This is a genomic window from Dietzia aerolata, assembly GCF_014144865.1.
Classification (GTDB): domain Bacteria; phylum Actinomycetota; class Actinomycetes; order Mycobacteriales; family Mycobacteriaceae; genus Dietzia; species Dietzia aerolata.
The window spans coordinates 22,325-34,966 of record NZ_JAALDM010000136.1; the positions used below are offsets into that span (position 1 = coordinate 22,325).

Annotated in this window: 13 protein-coding genes; 9 read left to right on the forward strand and 4 right to left on the reverse strand. The window is 68.6% G+C overall.

The genetic code is table 11. The features are described 5' to 3' along the window. The 3 genes from G6016_RS17240 to G6016_RS09150 form a co-directional block, all read left to right on the forward strand. Nucleotides 1–764, forward strand: a 764-nt coding sequence (locus G6016_RS17240) for a prolyl oligopeptidase family serine peptidase (protein WP_241730016.1), incomplete at its 5' end; no start/stop codon positions are given. 246 nt (nt 765–1,010) lie between these two features. Continuing rightward, nucleotides 1,011–1,880, forward strand: a complete 870-nt coding sequence (locus G6016_RS09145) for an alpha/beta fold hydrolase (protein ID WP_182632364.1) — start codon at nt 1,011–1,013, stop codon at nt 1,878–1,880. A 59-nt stretch (nt 1,881–1,939) separates the two neighbouring features. Continuing rightward, nucleotides 1,940–2,851, forward strand: coding sequence for a hypothetical protein (locus G6016_RS09150; protein ID WP_182632365.1), 912 nt, complete (start codon nt 1,940–1,942; stop codon nt 2,849–2,851). Nucleotides 2,852–2,890: 39 nt separating this feature from the next. On the opposite strand, the gene G6016_RS09155 is transcribed toward G6016_RS09150, so the two are convergent. Further along, entirely contained in the window at nt 2,891–3,616 is a 726-nt protein-coding gene (locus G6016_RS09155; RefSeq protein ID WP_182632366.1) for a hypothetical protein, read from the reverse strand. Between the two features lie 539 nt (nt 3,617–4,155). Between G6016_RS09155 and G6016_RS09160 the strand changes: the two genes are divergently transcribed. Then, nucleotides 4,156–5,421 carry a lipase family protein gene (locus tag G6016_RS09160; protein WP_338403566.1) on the forward strand — a complete coding sequence of 422 codons (1,266 nt, stop codon included), beginning with the start codon at nt 4,156–4,158 and terminating at the stop codon, nt 5,419–5,421. Between the two features lie 36 nt (nt 5,422–5,457). Here the strand turns inward: G6016_RS09160 and G6016_RS09165 are convergent, their stop codons facing one another. Beyond that, nucleotides 5,458–5,892, reverse strand: a complete 435-nt coding sequence (locus G6016_RS09165; RefSeq protein ID WP_182632367.1) for a nuclear transport factor 2 family protein — start codon at nt 5,890–5,892, stop codon at nt 5,458–5,460. 24 nt (nt 5,893–5,916) lie between these two features. Between G6016_RS09165 and G6016_RS09170 the strand changes: the two genes are divergently transcribed. From G6016_RS09170 to G6016_RS09180, 3 genes are read left to right on the forward strand one after another with little or no spacing between them, the layout of a single operon-like run. Then, nucleotides 5,917–6,465 (forward strand): nuclear transport factor 2 family protein, encoded by a 549-nt coding sequence (locus tag G6016_RS09170; protein WP_182632368.1) that lies wholly within the window; start codon nt 5,917–5,919, stop codon nt 6,463–6,465. Then, nucleotides 6,462–7,379, forward strand: a complete 918-nt coding sequence (locus G6016_RS09175; RefSeq protein WP_182632369.1) for an SDR family NAD(P)-dependent oxidoreductase — start codon at nt 6,462–6,464, stop codon at nt 7,377–7,379. The genes G6016_RS09170 and G6016_RS09175 overlap by 4 nt, the downstream gene beginning before the upstream one ends. A 3-nt stretch (nt 7,380–7,382) precedes the next feature. Further along, nucleotides 7,383–7,772: a hypothetical protein gene (locus tag G6016_RS09180; RefSeq protein ID WP_182632370.1), complete on the forward strand. Its 390-nt coding sequence runs from the start codon at nt 7,383–7,385 to the stop codon at nt 7,770–7,772. 109 nt (nt 7,773–7,881) lie between these two features. Here G6016_RS09180 and G6016_RS09185 read toward each other — a convergent pair whose 3' ends face one another. Together G6016_RS09185 and G6016_RS09190 are read right to left on the reverse strand one after the other, a co-directional pair. Next, a complete protein-coding gene (locus G6016_RS09185) occupies nt 7,882–10,875 on the reverse strand; it encodes a class I tRNA ligase family protein (RefSeq protein ID WP_182632371.1) in 2,994 nt (997 codons plus the stop codon). 239 nt (nt 10,876–11,114) lie between these two features. Continuing rightward, nucleotides 11,115–11,606, reverse strand: a complete 492-nt coding sequence (locus G6016_RS09190) for a DoxX family protein (protein WP_182632372.1) — start codon at nt 11,604–11,606, stop codon at nt 11,115–11,117. Between the two features lie 114 nt (nt 11,607–11,720). Here G6016_RS09190 and G6016_RS09195 point away from each other — a divergent pair, with 114 nt between their 5' ends. Both G6016_RS09195 and G6016_RS09200 read left to right on the forward strand, forming a co-directional pair. Next, nucleotides 11,721–12,242, forward strand: a complete 522-nt coding sequence (locus G6016_RS09195) for a MarR family winged helix-turn-helix transcriptional regulator (RefSeq protein WP_182632373.1) — start codon at nt 11,721–11,723, stop codon at nt 12,240–12,242. A 2-nt stretch (nt 12,243–12,244) separates the two neighbouring features. Then, a partial coding sequence (locus G6016_RS09200) for an SdpI family protein (protein ID WP_182632374.1) occupies nt 12,245–12,642 on the forward strand: 398 nt, incomplete at its 3' end.

A 12,642-nucleotide genomic window follows, 5' to 3' on the forward strand; every position in this document is an offset into this window, starting at 1 on the left:
ACGCCGTGGTGGCCTCCGACTACGTGGGGCTCGGCACGCCCGGCCTGCTCAGCTACCTCAACGGCCCGGCGACGGCGCGCGCGATCGTCGACTCCGTGATCGCCGCGCATGGCTCTGACCTGCCACTTTCGCCGACGTGGGCGTTGGTCGGACAGTCGCAGGGCGCCGGCGCCGCGCTCAACACGGCCGTGCTCGCCACCGACCTCGGCGCGCCCGCCGGGCTGGACTACCGCGGGGTGGTGGCCACCGGTGCGCCCGCCAACATCGAGCACATCTTCCAGTGGGGCGGCCCCGGATTCCCGCCGGTCAACCTCCCCACCGGACTCAATCTCTACGCGATGTACATTCTCGCCGGGTTCCGCGACCAGCACCCCGAACTGGACATCAACTCGCTGCTCACGCCGGCCGGGCGCGACATGGTCGATGCCGCCGAGACGCTCTGCTACGCCGCGATGCGGGAGAAGGTCGGAAGCTTCCAGGTCTCGCAGGGCCTCGCGCGCCCGCTCAAGGACATCCCGGACGTCTTTGGCAAGCTGCAGCGCTACATGGGCACGCCTGCCGTCGGGTACGACCGGCCCATCTTCCTCGGCCAGGGCCTGCTCGACATGGACGTGCCCGCCCCGTCCGCACTGTCACTGGCGGCGGAGATGGCGCTCAACCACCAGCCGCTCGAGTTCCGCGTCTACCCCGACCAGGACCACAGCGGAACCGTGTACGCCGCGACGCCGGACGCCACCGCGTTCCTCGCGCGGATCATGGGGTGAGACCCGGGTAGATACGCGCGTCCAACACAAATACTCGACGACGCTGGGGCGATGCTGCGGCTATGTGAGTGGCGGACGCGTCACTCATGTGATGAGCGTCATAATTGTTATCGACTTGTCACCTGAGAATTTTCTAGTAGAGTCCTCGACATCGCCGCGCGGGGATGTTTCAGGGACTCCCCGCGCGGCTGACTTCATTTTGCGACACCGAGCAATTCCTAGAACGTGTTCTAGTATCCTTGCGTCATGAGCGCCCTCGACTTCGAGTCCACCAGCAAGACCATCACCGCCGGCCGCTTCGAGCTGCACTATCACGAGGCCGGCGGGGCCAGCCACGCCGAGCCGCAGAACTCCGTGCCCGTCCTGTTCCTCCACGGCTCGGGACCGGGGGTCACCGCCTGGTCGAACTTCGCCGGAAACTTCCCCGTGTTCGCTGAGCGTTTCCACACCATCCTGCTGGACATGCCGGGCTTCGGAAAGAGCTCCGACCTGGAGTGGGAGACGGCGTACCCGATGATCGCGGCCGAGGCGATCGACGCGTTCTGCGAGGCCAAGGGCATCGCGAAGGTCGACATCGTGGGCAACTCGATGGGCGGCAACGTGGCCTGCGAGACCGCGTTGGCCTACCCGCACCGCGTCCGCAAGATGGCGCTCATGGGGCCCGGCGGCCTCGCCGCCCCCCTGTTCACCCCCGAGCCCAGTGAGGGGTCGCGTCGCCTGTTCGAGTTCCTCGCCGAGCCGACCGACGAGAAGATGAGTGCCTGGGTCGACACCATGGTCGGCAACAAGAAGGTCGTCTCCCCCGAGCTGATCCGCGCCCGCACCGAGGCCGCCACCGCACCCGGCGCCGTCGAGCGCATGTACTCGATCTTCGGCTCGATCCTCAAGCCTGAGAACGCCTACACCCCGCTGTACGCGCGCGCCTCACAGATCCGGCAGGAGACGCTGCTCATCTGGGGTCGCGACGACCGCATGCTCCCCTACGAGCAGGCCCACTTCGCGTTCCGCCAGCTGCCCAAGGCCGAACTGCACTCCTTCTCCCGCTGTGGCCACTGGGCCATGATCGAGCAAAAGGACAAGTTCGAGCGCCTGGTGATCGACTTCTTCACCCACTGATCACGGATGGCCGGCGGACATCGCGGTCCGCCGGCCGCCGCAGGCGATAGCCTCGGGGAATGAGTGATTCGCCGCAGCCCGGTCAGCCCGGCCAGTCCGACGCCGATCAGCCTGATCCGGCCACCGCCGCGGGCCCCACCGTCGATCCGCAGACCGGCGAGGACCTGTCGTGGAAACAGACTCCGATGGCGCTGGTCCTCCTCGACCGCCCGGCACCCGATCACCGCGAGATCGGCGAACTGCTCGCGGAGATCTTCGAGGGCTCCTTCGAGGTGGAGATCGGCACCGACGAGGACCCGGCCACCGCTGTCCACGTCGAGGACGCGACTGTGATCGTCTCCGCGGTCGACTCGCCCGTCGCCGACGGAGAGGCATCGAAATACACCGCCGACCTGGCGATGTGGAGCGGCAAGGAAGCCGTGGTGGATACTCACCGCTCCCAGGTGGTGGTTGCGGCGTTCAGGTGGGGACCGATCGGTGACGACGGCGAGCCGACCGCCCCCGAATACCTGGATCCCCGCCTGGAAACGCTCCGCTGCGAACTGGCCGTGGCCAACGTGTCGGCGGCACTGACCGCACTGCCGGGCGCAGTGGCCGTGAGCGTCGGCGGCGCGGCCGTCACCCTGCCGGCCGGACCGTATCGCGATCTCGTGACCGGCAACCCCGTACCGGCACCGGCGCTCGTCGGGGTGCGGGCGGGTATGCAGTCAGAGTCCACGTCCTGCGTCTACACCACGGGCATGGGTCGCTTCGGCCGGATGGACCTCGAACGACTCGACGTCTCCGCACCACCCGCCGCCGTGTACGCCCAGATGTGCGACCTGGTGTCCTACACGCTGGCAACAGGCACGCTCTTCGTCCCCGGACAGACCCTCGAGGTGGGCGGACCCGAGCCGTTGGTTACCGCGGCTGAGGTTTCACCGTTCACCGGGCAGGAGGTCCTGCGCCTGGGACCCGCCGAGTCGGACTGACCCGTTCCGCGACCTCTACTTCGACTTCGACCCCGACCTCTACGGGCGTTGATTGCCGGTGCGCTGCACCACCAGACGGGTGGTGGCGGCAAGCTGGAACGGCCGGACCACCGGCTCGATGCGGCTGGTCAGCCGCTCCTTCTTGAGGCGGGCGATCACGCTGCGCACCAACTCGGGCAACGGATTGCCGGCATGGTCGACCAACGGGTAGATCCGCACCTCCGGGGCAATGCGCGCCATCTCGACGATCGCGTCCACATGGTCTGCCATGTCGAGTCGGTCGGCATAGGTGAACAGCAAATGCGAGCACAGGACCAGGTCCGCCGAATCACTGGCGAGCGGCAGGTCCGGGAGGGCGCCGGCCACGTACCGCTCGGGGGCGACTTCCATATGGTCGAGCATCTGCTCCGCGGCCCTTCGCCGCTTTTCCTCATGACCCACTACGCCGCCCCGGACGTCCCAGTCGTAGTCGAACTCACGGCGCTGCAGGTGAGCCACCGCACGGTCCACGTCATCGAGGATCCGGGTCCGGAGCTCGTCGCTGCCACGCGCGTACTGGGGATCGACCGCAATCGCGGATCCGCCGGCCGCGCTGATCTCCGCGACCGCGCTCGCCGCGCCGCCGGGGCAATCCACGATCCGGCGTTCGAGGTCCATGCGATCGAGGCCGAACATGTCCTCGTACTCAGCGAGTGAGCGGGCACTCACCAGGACGTCATCGTCCCGGAGCGTGAGCGTGTTCGTGGTGGTGTGACTTGCGGTCACCTGAGATCTCTCCTCGGTACAAGCGGCCCGGCAATGTCCTGGCCTCAGGGTCTCTGTGTGAACCCGGGCTCCGGAGCGGTCCGCCTCTCGACATACTGGTACGGCCCGTCCGTCACCCGGCGGGTCCGTCGCAGTGCTTGCGCTAGGGCATGGCGCAGCGGGCGGCGCGGATCCACTCGGGACTACGCCGCCAGCACATCAATACGTCGTTCTGCACACAGCAACCGTATCAGTGACCTACAACACAGGCCACCGATAAACCGTCGTGCCTTCACCCACCAGCCGCTACTTTTCCCAGTTCAGGCGGCAGAACCATCTCGCCGCGACCACCTTAGCCGCCGCTTGCAATAGTGATATAGAACACCAATACCCGGCCGTGACGACTACCGTTCTGGACAGTTGTCGCGAATTGTGTCCGAAACGACTATCGAACCGGAGCCTCCGTGCAGTCATCCACCCGCCGCCGCGCCCCACGCCCGAGGCCCCTGCGGCTCGCCGTCGGAGCGGTCACTCTCGGCCTGGCCGTCGTCCTCACTCCAGTGATTTCCTCCGGGTCCGTGCCGCAGGCCGCCGCGCAGGGGTCGTCCAACGCTCCGGATCACAGTGCCTTCTACGTCCCGCCGGCCGAGCTGCCCGCCGAGTCCGGAACCGTGATCCGCTCCCAGCCGATGAACCTCTTTCCGAGTGTTCCCGACCTGGCAGGCGGCGGCGCGCTCCCGGCCGACGCCCAGCGGATCATGTACCGCTCCACCGGCAGCACCGGCGACCCGATCGCGGTCACCGGCACCTATATGCAGCCCAAGATGCCGTGGACCGGGCCCGGTCCCCGCCCGCTCGCGATCGTCACGCCCGGCACGCAGGGCCAGGGTGACCAGTGCGCGCCGTCCAAGACGATGGAGGTCGGCCTGCGACTCCAGACCACACCGCCATCCATGGGCGCCGGCTACACCATGCTCGATGCGGTCTCGATGCTCGAGCAGGGCTTCGCCGTGGTGGTCCCCGACTACGAGGGACTGGGCACTCCCGGCCATCACGCCTACCTGAGCCGCGAGTCGGCCGGGCGCACCTCACTCGACGCCGCCCGCGCCGCCCTCCGGCTCCCCGGCACGGACCTCGAGCCCAACTCCCCAGCCGTCGCGTCCGGATACTCCCAGGGTGGCGGCGCGGCCGGCGCAGTCGGTGAGCTCCATCCGACCTACGCCCCGGACATTAACCTGGTGGGCATCGTCGCCGGAGCCCCGCCGTCGGACATGTTCGCCACCCTCGACCACATCGACGGCGGCCTGATCACCGGCGCCGTGGGCTATGCGATCAACGGCATCATCCGGTCCCATCCCCACCTGGCCCCGGTATTCGATGCCCACCTCAACGACGCCGGGCGACGGATGCTCGCCACCACCGCCGGGCAGTGCATCCCCGACACGATCCTCAGCTACGGCATGTACCGCACCTCCGAGTTCACCGTCGACGGACGCTCACTGGCAGATGTGGCCCGCTCCGAACCGGAGATCGCCGCGGTGATCGAGAGCTACAACCTGGGCGACAGCGCGCCGGCCGTGCCGTCGATGGTCCTGATCGGACGCAACGACGACGTGATCCCCTATGACACCGCCGTCGGCCTCACCCGCAGCTGGTGCGACCAGGGCGTCCCGGTTCAGTTGCACACCGCCGAGTTCCCGTCGCTCGCGCCGGGATTCGTCCTGGACCACGGGATTCCCATGGTCGCCGAGAGAACCGTCGGCGCCCAGTATCTCAAGGACCGGGTCCTCGGCCTGCCCGCGCCGAGCTCGTGCGGGACGGTGTGAATCACGCCCGCCGACGCGATCACGCCGGCAGATGCCTCAGGGCAGGTTGTGGTGGTAGGCCTGCTCCTGGGTGAGCGAGGCGATCCGCCAGCCGCCTGCGGTGCGCACGAACTCCAGCACGTACCAGAGCCCGTAGAAGAAGACCTGCTGGTCCTTCTCCGTGGTGGGCTTGAGCGCCATCGGGTTGAAGCACATGCAGCGGCCGGTGGCGGAGTCGCCGTCGAGGGTCACCGCCAGGTTGCCCATGAGGTGCTGGGTCGCGGCGAAGATCGGCAACATCTCCGCCAGCCACGCACGCACCGCCGGATAGGCGTCGGCGGGCCCACCGGAGGCCTCGAAGCTCAGCCGGGCGTCCGGGGTGAACACCTCGTCCAGCCCGTCGAAGTCTTTCGAATCGATGCAGGTCGCGTACCGCGTCATGAGGTCCTGCAGGTCCCAGCGGTCGGACAACTCAACCAGTGTTCGGCTCATGCCCCCTACGCTAACGTGGCCGGTATGGACTACGAGGACAAAGCCCGCGCCCGAGAGGCGATCGAGCAGCTCAAGTACCGCTACTGGCGGGCATGTGACGCCAAGGATCCCGCCGGCTTCCGGGACTGCTTCGTGGCCACCGGCGGGCAGCTCGACTTCGGCCCCCTCGGCCGGACCGACCCGGACACGATGGTCGGCATCTTTAAGCAGATCGCCCTGGCCACCGCCTCGGACGGCGGACCCCGCATCCTCGACATGCACCACGGATTTATGCCCTCTATCAACGTAGAGGACCCGGGCTCGGGCGATTCTGGGACCGGGGCCGGCGAGCCCACCCGGGCCACCGGGACCTGGACTCTGCAGTTCCGCCAGATCGACCGCGAGAAGGGCACCGAAACGCTCTCGACCGGCGAATACTCGGACGTCTACGTGGTGGAGGACGGCCGCTGGGTCATGGCCGAGTGCCTGTTCACGCCCGGTTGGTCCGTCACGCGTGACCTCGCCGACGCGACCATCACCTACCCCGAGGTCTCCGCCCACCCGGGAGCCGCCACCGAAGGAGCAGACTCGTGACCGACGAGAGCACAACCCCCCGCGTCGCCCTGGTCACCGGCGGCAGCCGCGGCGTCGGCAAGGGCGTGGCCACCGCGCTCGCCGAGGCGGGATGGGTCGTCTATGTGACGGGACGGTCGGCCGAGCGCCTGCAGGCCACCGTGGATACAGCCGCCGCCGACGGGGTTCCGGGCGAGATCCGGGCCCTGGAATGCGACCACGGTCGGGACGAGGAGATCGTCGTCGTCGTCGAAAAAATCCACGCCGACACCGGCCGCCTCGACCTCCTGGTCAACAACGTCTGGACCAACCCCAAGGGCTTCATGGGGTTCAACGGCAAGTTCTGGGAACGCCCCGCCGGCGACTGGGACGCGCTCATGGGCATCGGCCTGCGCGCGCACTACGTCGCGTCCGTCGAGGCCGCCAAGATCATGGTCCCGCAGGGCTCGGGCCTGATCATCAACATCTCGTCGTTCGGCTCGCGCGCGCCGTTCCACACGGTCCTCTACGGCATGAGCAAGACCGCCCTCGACAAGATGGCCTCCGACATGGCGCACGAGCTCGCCGGCACCGGCGTCGCCACCCTGTCGCTGTGGCTCGGCCTGATCCGCACCGAGCTCATCCTGTCGCTGGGAATGGACGACTTCAACGGCTTCCCGCTCGACCGCGCCGAGGACCCCACGTTCGTCGGCCGCGTCATCAACGCGCTCACGGACGACCCCGACCTGGGCGCGATGAGCGGCTCCACTGTCATCACCGCCGAGTACGGGCGGGAGAAAAACCTGAGGAACGACGACGACAACGCCCCTATTTCCCATCGCGGAGCGTTCGGCGGCGGCCCCCTGTTCCCCCCGGTCACCGACGAGCAGTTGGGGATCTCCACCGTCGACGAGGTCGCCGAAGCCGGCGGACACAACGGCTTCGCCGAGGAGTGAGCAGTGGCCACCGCCGACTTTGACGAGCTCGAGGACCCCCTCGAACGGCTCGAACGCAACGAGCGTCAGGGCACGCTGGCGACGCGCTACTTCGTGCTGTCCGCGCTCGCGGTGGTCGCCTCGATCGTGCTCATCCTGGTGATCGTGGGCGGCGTGGGCGACGACTGCTCCAACGTCGACGGGCTGTGCATGACGGCGGATCGGATCGAGATCGTGATGATCCCGACCCTGCTGTCACTGGTGCTGGCGGTGATCTGCGGGTGGAAGACGTACAAGGTGTGGTCGCGGCACATCCGGTGGCGGCCGTGGCTGTTCGCGACCTACGGGATGTGGATGCTCACCACGGCATGCCTGCTGGGGACGTCGACGATCGCGTTCGTCGAGGTCGGCTGAGGAGGGTGCGCGCCCGGAATGGCCCACACCCGGCGCGCAACCCCGGGCCCCGCGTACGAACACGGCGCGCAACCCAGGTCGCGCGCGGCTGCCGGGTGCCGGCTGCCCGTCAGGGGACGATGTTGATCATCTTTCCGGGCACCACGATGACCTTCTTCGGTGCCGCGCCCCCGAGGTGCTCCTGGACCTTCGCGTCCGCCAGGGCCGCGGCCTCGACGTCCGCCGGGGAGGCATCGGCCGGCACGGTGATCCGCGAGCGCACCTTGCCCTTGATCTGCACCGGGTACTCCACGGAGTCCTCGACCAGGTAGGACTCGTCGGCCTCCGGGAAGGGGCCATGCGCGAGCGAGCCGTCGTGGCCCAGCTTCGCCCACAACTCCTCCGCCAGGTGCGGGGCCACCGGCGCGGCCATGAGCACGAGCGGCTCGACAACCGACCGCGGCGCGCCCGGGCCCTCCGTCGGGTAGGTCTTGGTCAGGAAGTTGACGTACTCGATGAGCTTGGCGATCGCGGTGTTGTCGCGAAGGCCGCCGAAGTCATCGCGGACACCGGCGATCGCCTTGTGCAGTGCCTTGAGGACGTCCTCGGAAGGCTCCGCATCGGTCACCCGGACCTCGCCGGTCGACTCGTCCACCACCACTCGCCACAGCCGCTGCAGGAATCGATGCGCGCCCACGACGTCCTTGGTGGCCCAGGGACGCGAGGTGTCCAGCGGGCCCATCGACATCTCATACACCCGTAGAGTGTCGGCACCGTAAGCGTCGCAGATCTCGTCCGGGGAGACGGAGTTCTTGAGCGACTTGCCCATCTTCCCGTACTCCTGGGTCACCTCGATCTCGGCGGCGCCGGCACCCGCGGAGCTGTCGGTCCAGAAGTACTTGCCGTCCCGTTCGACGACCTCGTCCGCGGGCACGTAGACGCCGCGGGAGTCGGTGTAGGCGAATGCCTGGATGTAGCCCTGGTTGTACAGGCGCCGGTAGGGCTCCTCGCTGGTGACGTGGCCGAGGTCGAACAGGACCTTGTGCCAGAAGCGCGAGTAGAGCAGGTGCAGCACGGCGTGCTCGACTCCACCGACGTAGAGGTCCACACCGCCCGGATCGTCGGGGCCGTGGATCTCGGGACGCGGTCCGGTCCAGTAGCGTTCGTTCTCCAGCGCGCACAACTGCTCGGAGTTGGTGGGGTCGATGTAGCGCAGCTGGTACCAGCTGGAGCCGGCCCACTGCGGCATGACGTTGGCGTCGCGGGTGAACGTGCGCTTTCCCAGGCCGTCGCCCAGGTCGAGCTCGACGGTCATCCAGTCCGTGGCCTTGGCCAGCGGCGGGGACGGCACCGAGTCGGCGTCGTCGGGATCGAAGGAGACGGGCTGGTAATCCTCGACCTCGGGCAGCTCGACGGGCAGCATGTCGTCGGGCAGCGCGTGGGGGACGCCGTCGGAGTCGTAGACCACGGGGAACGGCTCGCCCCAGTACCGCTGGCGGGCGAACAGCCAGTCGCGCAGCTTGTACTGGACGGTGCCCTCGCCGGTGCCCTGGCCCTCGAGCCAGTCGATGGTGGCGGTCTTGGCCTCGTCCACGCCGAGGCCGTCGAGCGACAGTCCCTCGGAGTTGGTGGAGTTCACGGCCACGCCGTCGCCGGCGTAGGCCTCGGCCCGGACGTCGAGCACGGAGCCGTCGGCGGGCGCCACGACCTGGGTGATCGGCAGCCCGAAGGCGGTGGCGAACTCGTGGTCGCGGCCGTCGTGGGCGGGCACGGCCATGATCGCGCCGGTGCCGTAGCCCATGAGCACGTAGTCGGCCACGAACACCGGGATCTGCTGCCCGTTCACCGGGTTGACCGCGTAGGCGCCGGTGAAGACGCCGGTCTTGTCCTTGTTCTCCTGGCGCTCCAGGTCAGACTTCTGAGCAGCCTGACGCCGGTACTCCTTCACGGCCGTGGCGGGCGAGGAGTGGCCGCCGGTCCAGCGCGGGTCGAGCTCGCCGCCACCGGGCAGTTCGGGCCAGAACGGCCCGGCCAGCTCGTCGACCAGCGGATGCTCGGGCGACAGCACCATGTAAGTGGCGCCGAACAGGGTGTCGGGCCGGGTGGTGAAGACCTCGATCGACTCGGCGCCCACGGCGAATCGCACGCGCGCACCGTGGGAGCGTCCGATCCAGTTGCGCTGCATCGACTTGACCTTCTCGGTCCAGTCGAGCCGGTCCAGATCATCGATGAGCCGGTCCGAGTAGGTGGTGATCCGCATCATCCACTGGCGCAGATTCTTACGGAAGACAGGGAAGTTGCCGCGCTCGGAGCGTCCCTCGGCGGTGACCTCCTCATTGGCCAGAACGGTGCCCAGGCCGGGGCACCAGTTGACCATCGAGTTCGACAGGTACACGAGCCGGTGCGGCTCGAGCACCGTCTCCTGCTCACCCGGCGTGAGGTCGGCCCAGGTGCGGCCGACGAATTCGGCGGGCAGCGGGCGGTCACCGGAGGCGAACTGCTGGCGCAGCTCGGCGATGGGCCGGGCGCGGCCGGTGCGGGTCGGGTGCTCGCCGCCGTCGGTCGTGCGGGCGGGAGCCTCGGGGTCGTACCAGGCGCCGTGGATCTGGAGGAAGATCCACTGGGTCCAGCGGTAGAAGTCGGTGTCCGTGGTGGCCACGACGCGACGGCGGTCGTGGCCCAGGCCGAGACGCCCGAGCTGGCGTTCCATGTTGGCGATGTTGGCCTCGGTGGTCACGCGCGGGTGTTGGCCGGTCTGCACGGCGTACTGCTCGGCGGGCAGACCGAACGCGTCGTAGCCCAGAGTGTGGAGAACGTTGGTGCCGAGCATCCGGTTATAGCGCGCGAACACGTCGGTGGCGATGTAGCCCAGCGGGTGGCCGACATGCAGGCCCGAGCCCGAGGGGTAGGGGAACATGTCCTGCACGAACAGCTTGTCGGCGGGCAGCTCGGCGCCATCGGTGGCCGCGAGCGGACCGACCGGGTTGGGCGCCTCGAAGGTGCCGCGCTCAGCCCATTCGGCCTGCCACCGGGATTCGATCTGGCCGGCCAGAGCCGCGCCGTAACGGTAGGCCGGTCCGGTCTCGGACTGATCGCCGGTCACGGTCTGATCGCTGCTGCTCACGTCGAATGCTCTCCCTGGTCTCGCCGGTGCCCACACGTAGGCCGTGTCCAGCCTAAACCCTGGGACCGACGAGGCCGCGTCAGCGTGCGGATGGCCAGCGTGCAGGAGGTGCGGAGTGCGGGGCGCGCGGAGTGCAGAGCGTCAGCCAGGCACCCGCCAGAAACGACAAGAGAGTTCTGCACGCGTTGCCCGAGAACGGGGTGTGCAGAACTCTCTTGTCGATGAGGGGGTCGGTCGGGTCAGGCCTTGGCGGCGCGACGGCCGGCGACCAGCGCGTCGATGCTGAAGCGGCCGGGGCCGACCAGCCCGAACACGGCGACGGCCAGTCCGATCACGGCGATGAGCTCCCAGCCACCGTCGGCGGCGTAGATGCCCGCGGCCTGGTGGACGTAGAAGTACGCGCCGACCATGTTGACGAGCACGAGGACGGCCACGAGCTGCGTGAGCGCGCCCAGGATCAGGAGGATGCCGCCCACGAACTCGACGGTTCCGGCGAACGCGGCCGCGGCCTCGGCGGCGGGGACGCCCACGGAGGCAAAGAACGCCCCGGTGCCCTCGACACCGTTGACGAACAGCTTCTGCCCGCCGTGCACCAGGAGCACGACGCCCAGCAGGACCCGCGCGATGAGGAGCCCGGCGTCGCGGACGGCGGCGGGAACGGGCAGGAGATTGCTCTCCGACGCCGCGACGGGGCGGGTGGTCGGGGCGTTGGCGGTGGAGGTAGTGGTCATTCGATGTCCTTTGAGTTGTCGGGCGACCTGATCGGTCACCGTGTTGTGCGTGATACGTCAAACAGTTCTACGCACCTCCTAGGTGCCATGTCAACTACCGGCTATGATTGGCGCATGACTGATCAGGTGAATTGGCTCAATGACGAGGAGACCGCCCTCTGGCGCAACTTCCTCACGCTCGAGGGGCGCCTCCACCTGGAGATCCAGCGCGACCTCAAGCAATCCTCCGACCTGACCGAGCCCGAATTCGAGGTTCTGGTCCACCTCAGCGAGGCCGACGGCCCACTGCGCATGACCGCGCTCGCCGACGGCCTCCAGTGGGAGCGCAGCCGCGTGTCACACCAGGTGACCCGCATGACCAAGCGCGGACTCGTGCAGCGGACGAGCTGCCCCGAGGACGGCCGCGGCGCATTCGTCTCCACCACCGAGGACGGCATGCGCGAGATCGAGAAGGCCGCACCGGACCACGTGCGGACCGTACGCCGGGAATTTCTCGACCGATTGGACGACGACGACAAGCGCGAGCTCGGTCGGCTCCTCGCACTGGTGGTGGGCCGTGCCGAGGGGGCACCCGGTGCCGGTTCGCGGGAAGCTGACACGACTCGGACTTCCGCGGTCGCGGGCGTACCCTCGTAGACGTGAACGCTGTGCTCGTGGTGGTCGTCGTGGTCCTCGTGGGGCTCGCCCTCGTCGTCGGGGGCACCGGCGTTCTCGCCCTCACCGGCAAGCTGCCCGGCAACGGCATCCTCGGGGTCCGCACCCCCGAGACCCGGCGCTCCCCGGAGGCATGGGAATCGGCCAACAAGGCCGCCGGCCCCGCATTTATTGCCTCCGGCGTGACGCTCCTGCTCGGAACGGTGGCACTGGGTCTGATCGGCGGATGGATCGGTGTCCTCGTCGTCGTCGTCGCGATTGTCGTCTCATTCGCACTGCTCAACGTGGCTGGGATGGCCGGGGCACGCGCGGCGGCGATCTGGCAGGCCGGCCGCGACGAGGACGGCGACGGGGGCTGCGGCTGCGGACCCGACGGCTGCGG

Coding starts and splice junctions, on each gene's coding strand:
- G6016_RS09145 (WP_182632364.1), top strand. CDS start 1,011: ATGAGCGCCCTCGACTTCGAGTCCACCAGCAAGACCATCACCGCCGGC.
- G6016_RS09150 (WP_182632365.1), top strand. CDS start 1,940: ATGAGTGATTCGCCGCAGCCCGGTCAGCCCGGCCAGTCCGACGCCGAT.
- G6016_RS09165 (WP_182632367.1), bottom strand. CDS start 5,892: ATGAGCCGAACACTGGTTGAGTTGTCCGACCGCTGGGACCTGCAGGAC.
- G6016_RS09170 (WP_182632368.1), top strand. CDS start 5,917: ATGGACTACGAGGACAAAGCCCGCGCCCGAGAGGCGATCGAGCAGCTC.
- G6016_RS09190 (WP_182632372.1), bottom strand. CDS start 11,606: ATGACCACTACCTCCACCGCCAACGCCCCGACCACCCGCCCCGTCGCG.
- G6016_RS09195 (WP_182632373.1), top strand. CDS start 11,721: ATGACTGATCAGGTGAATTGGCTCAATGACGAGGAGACCGCCCTCTGG.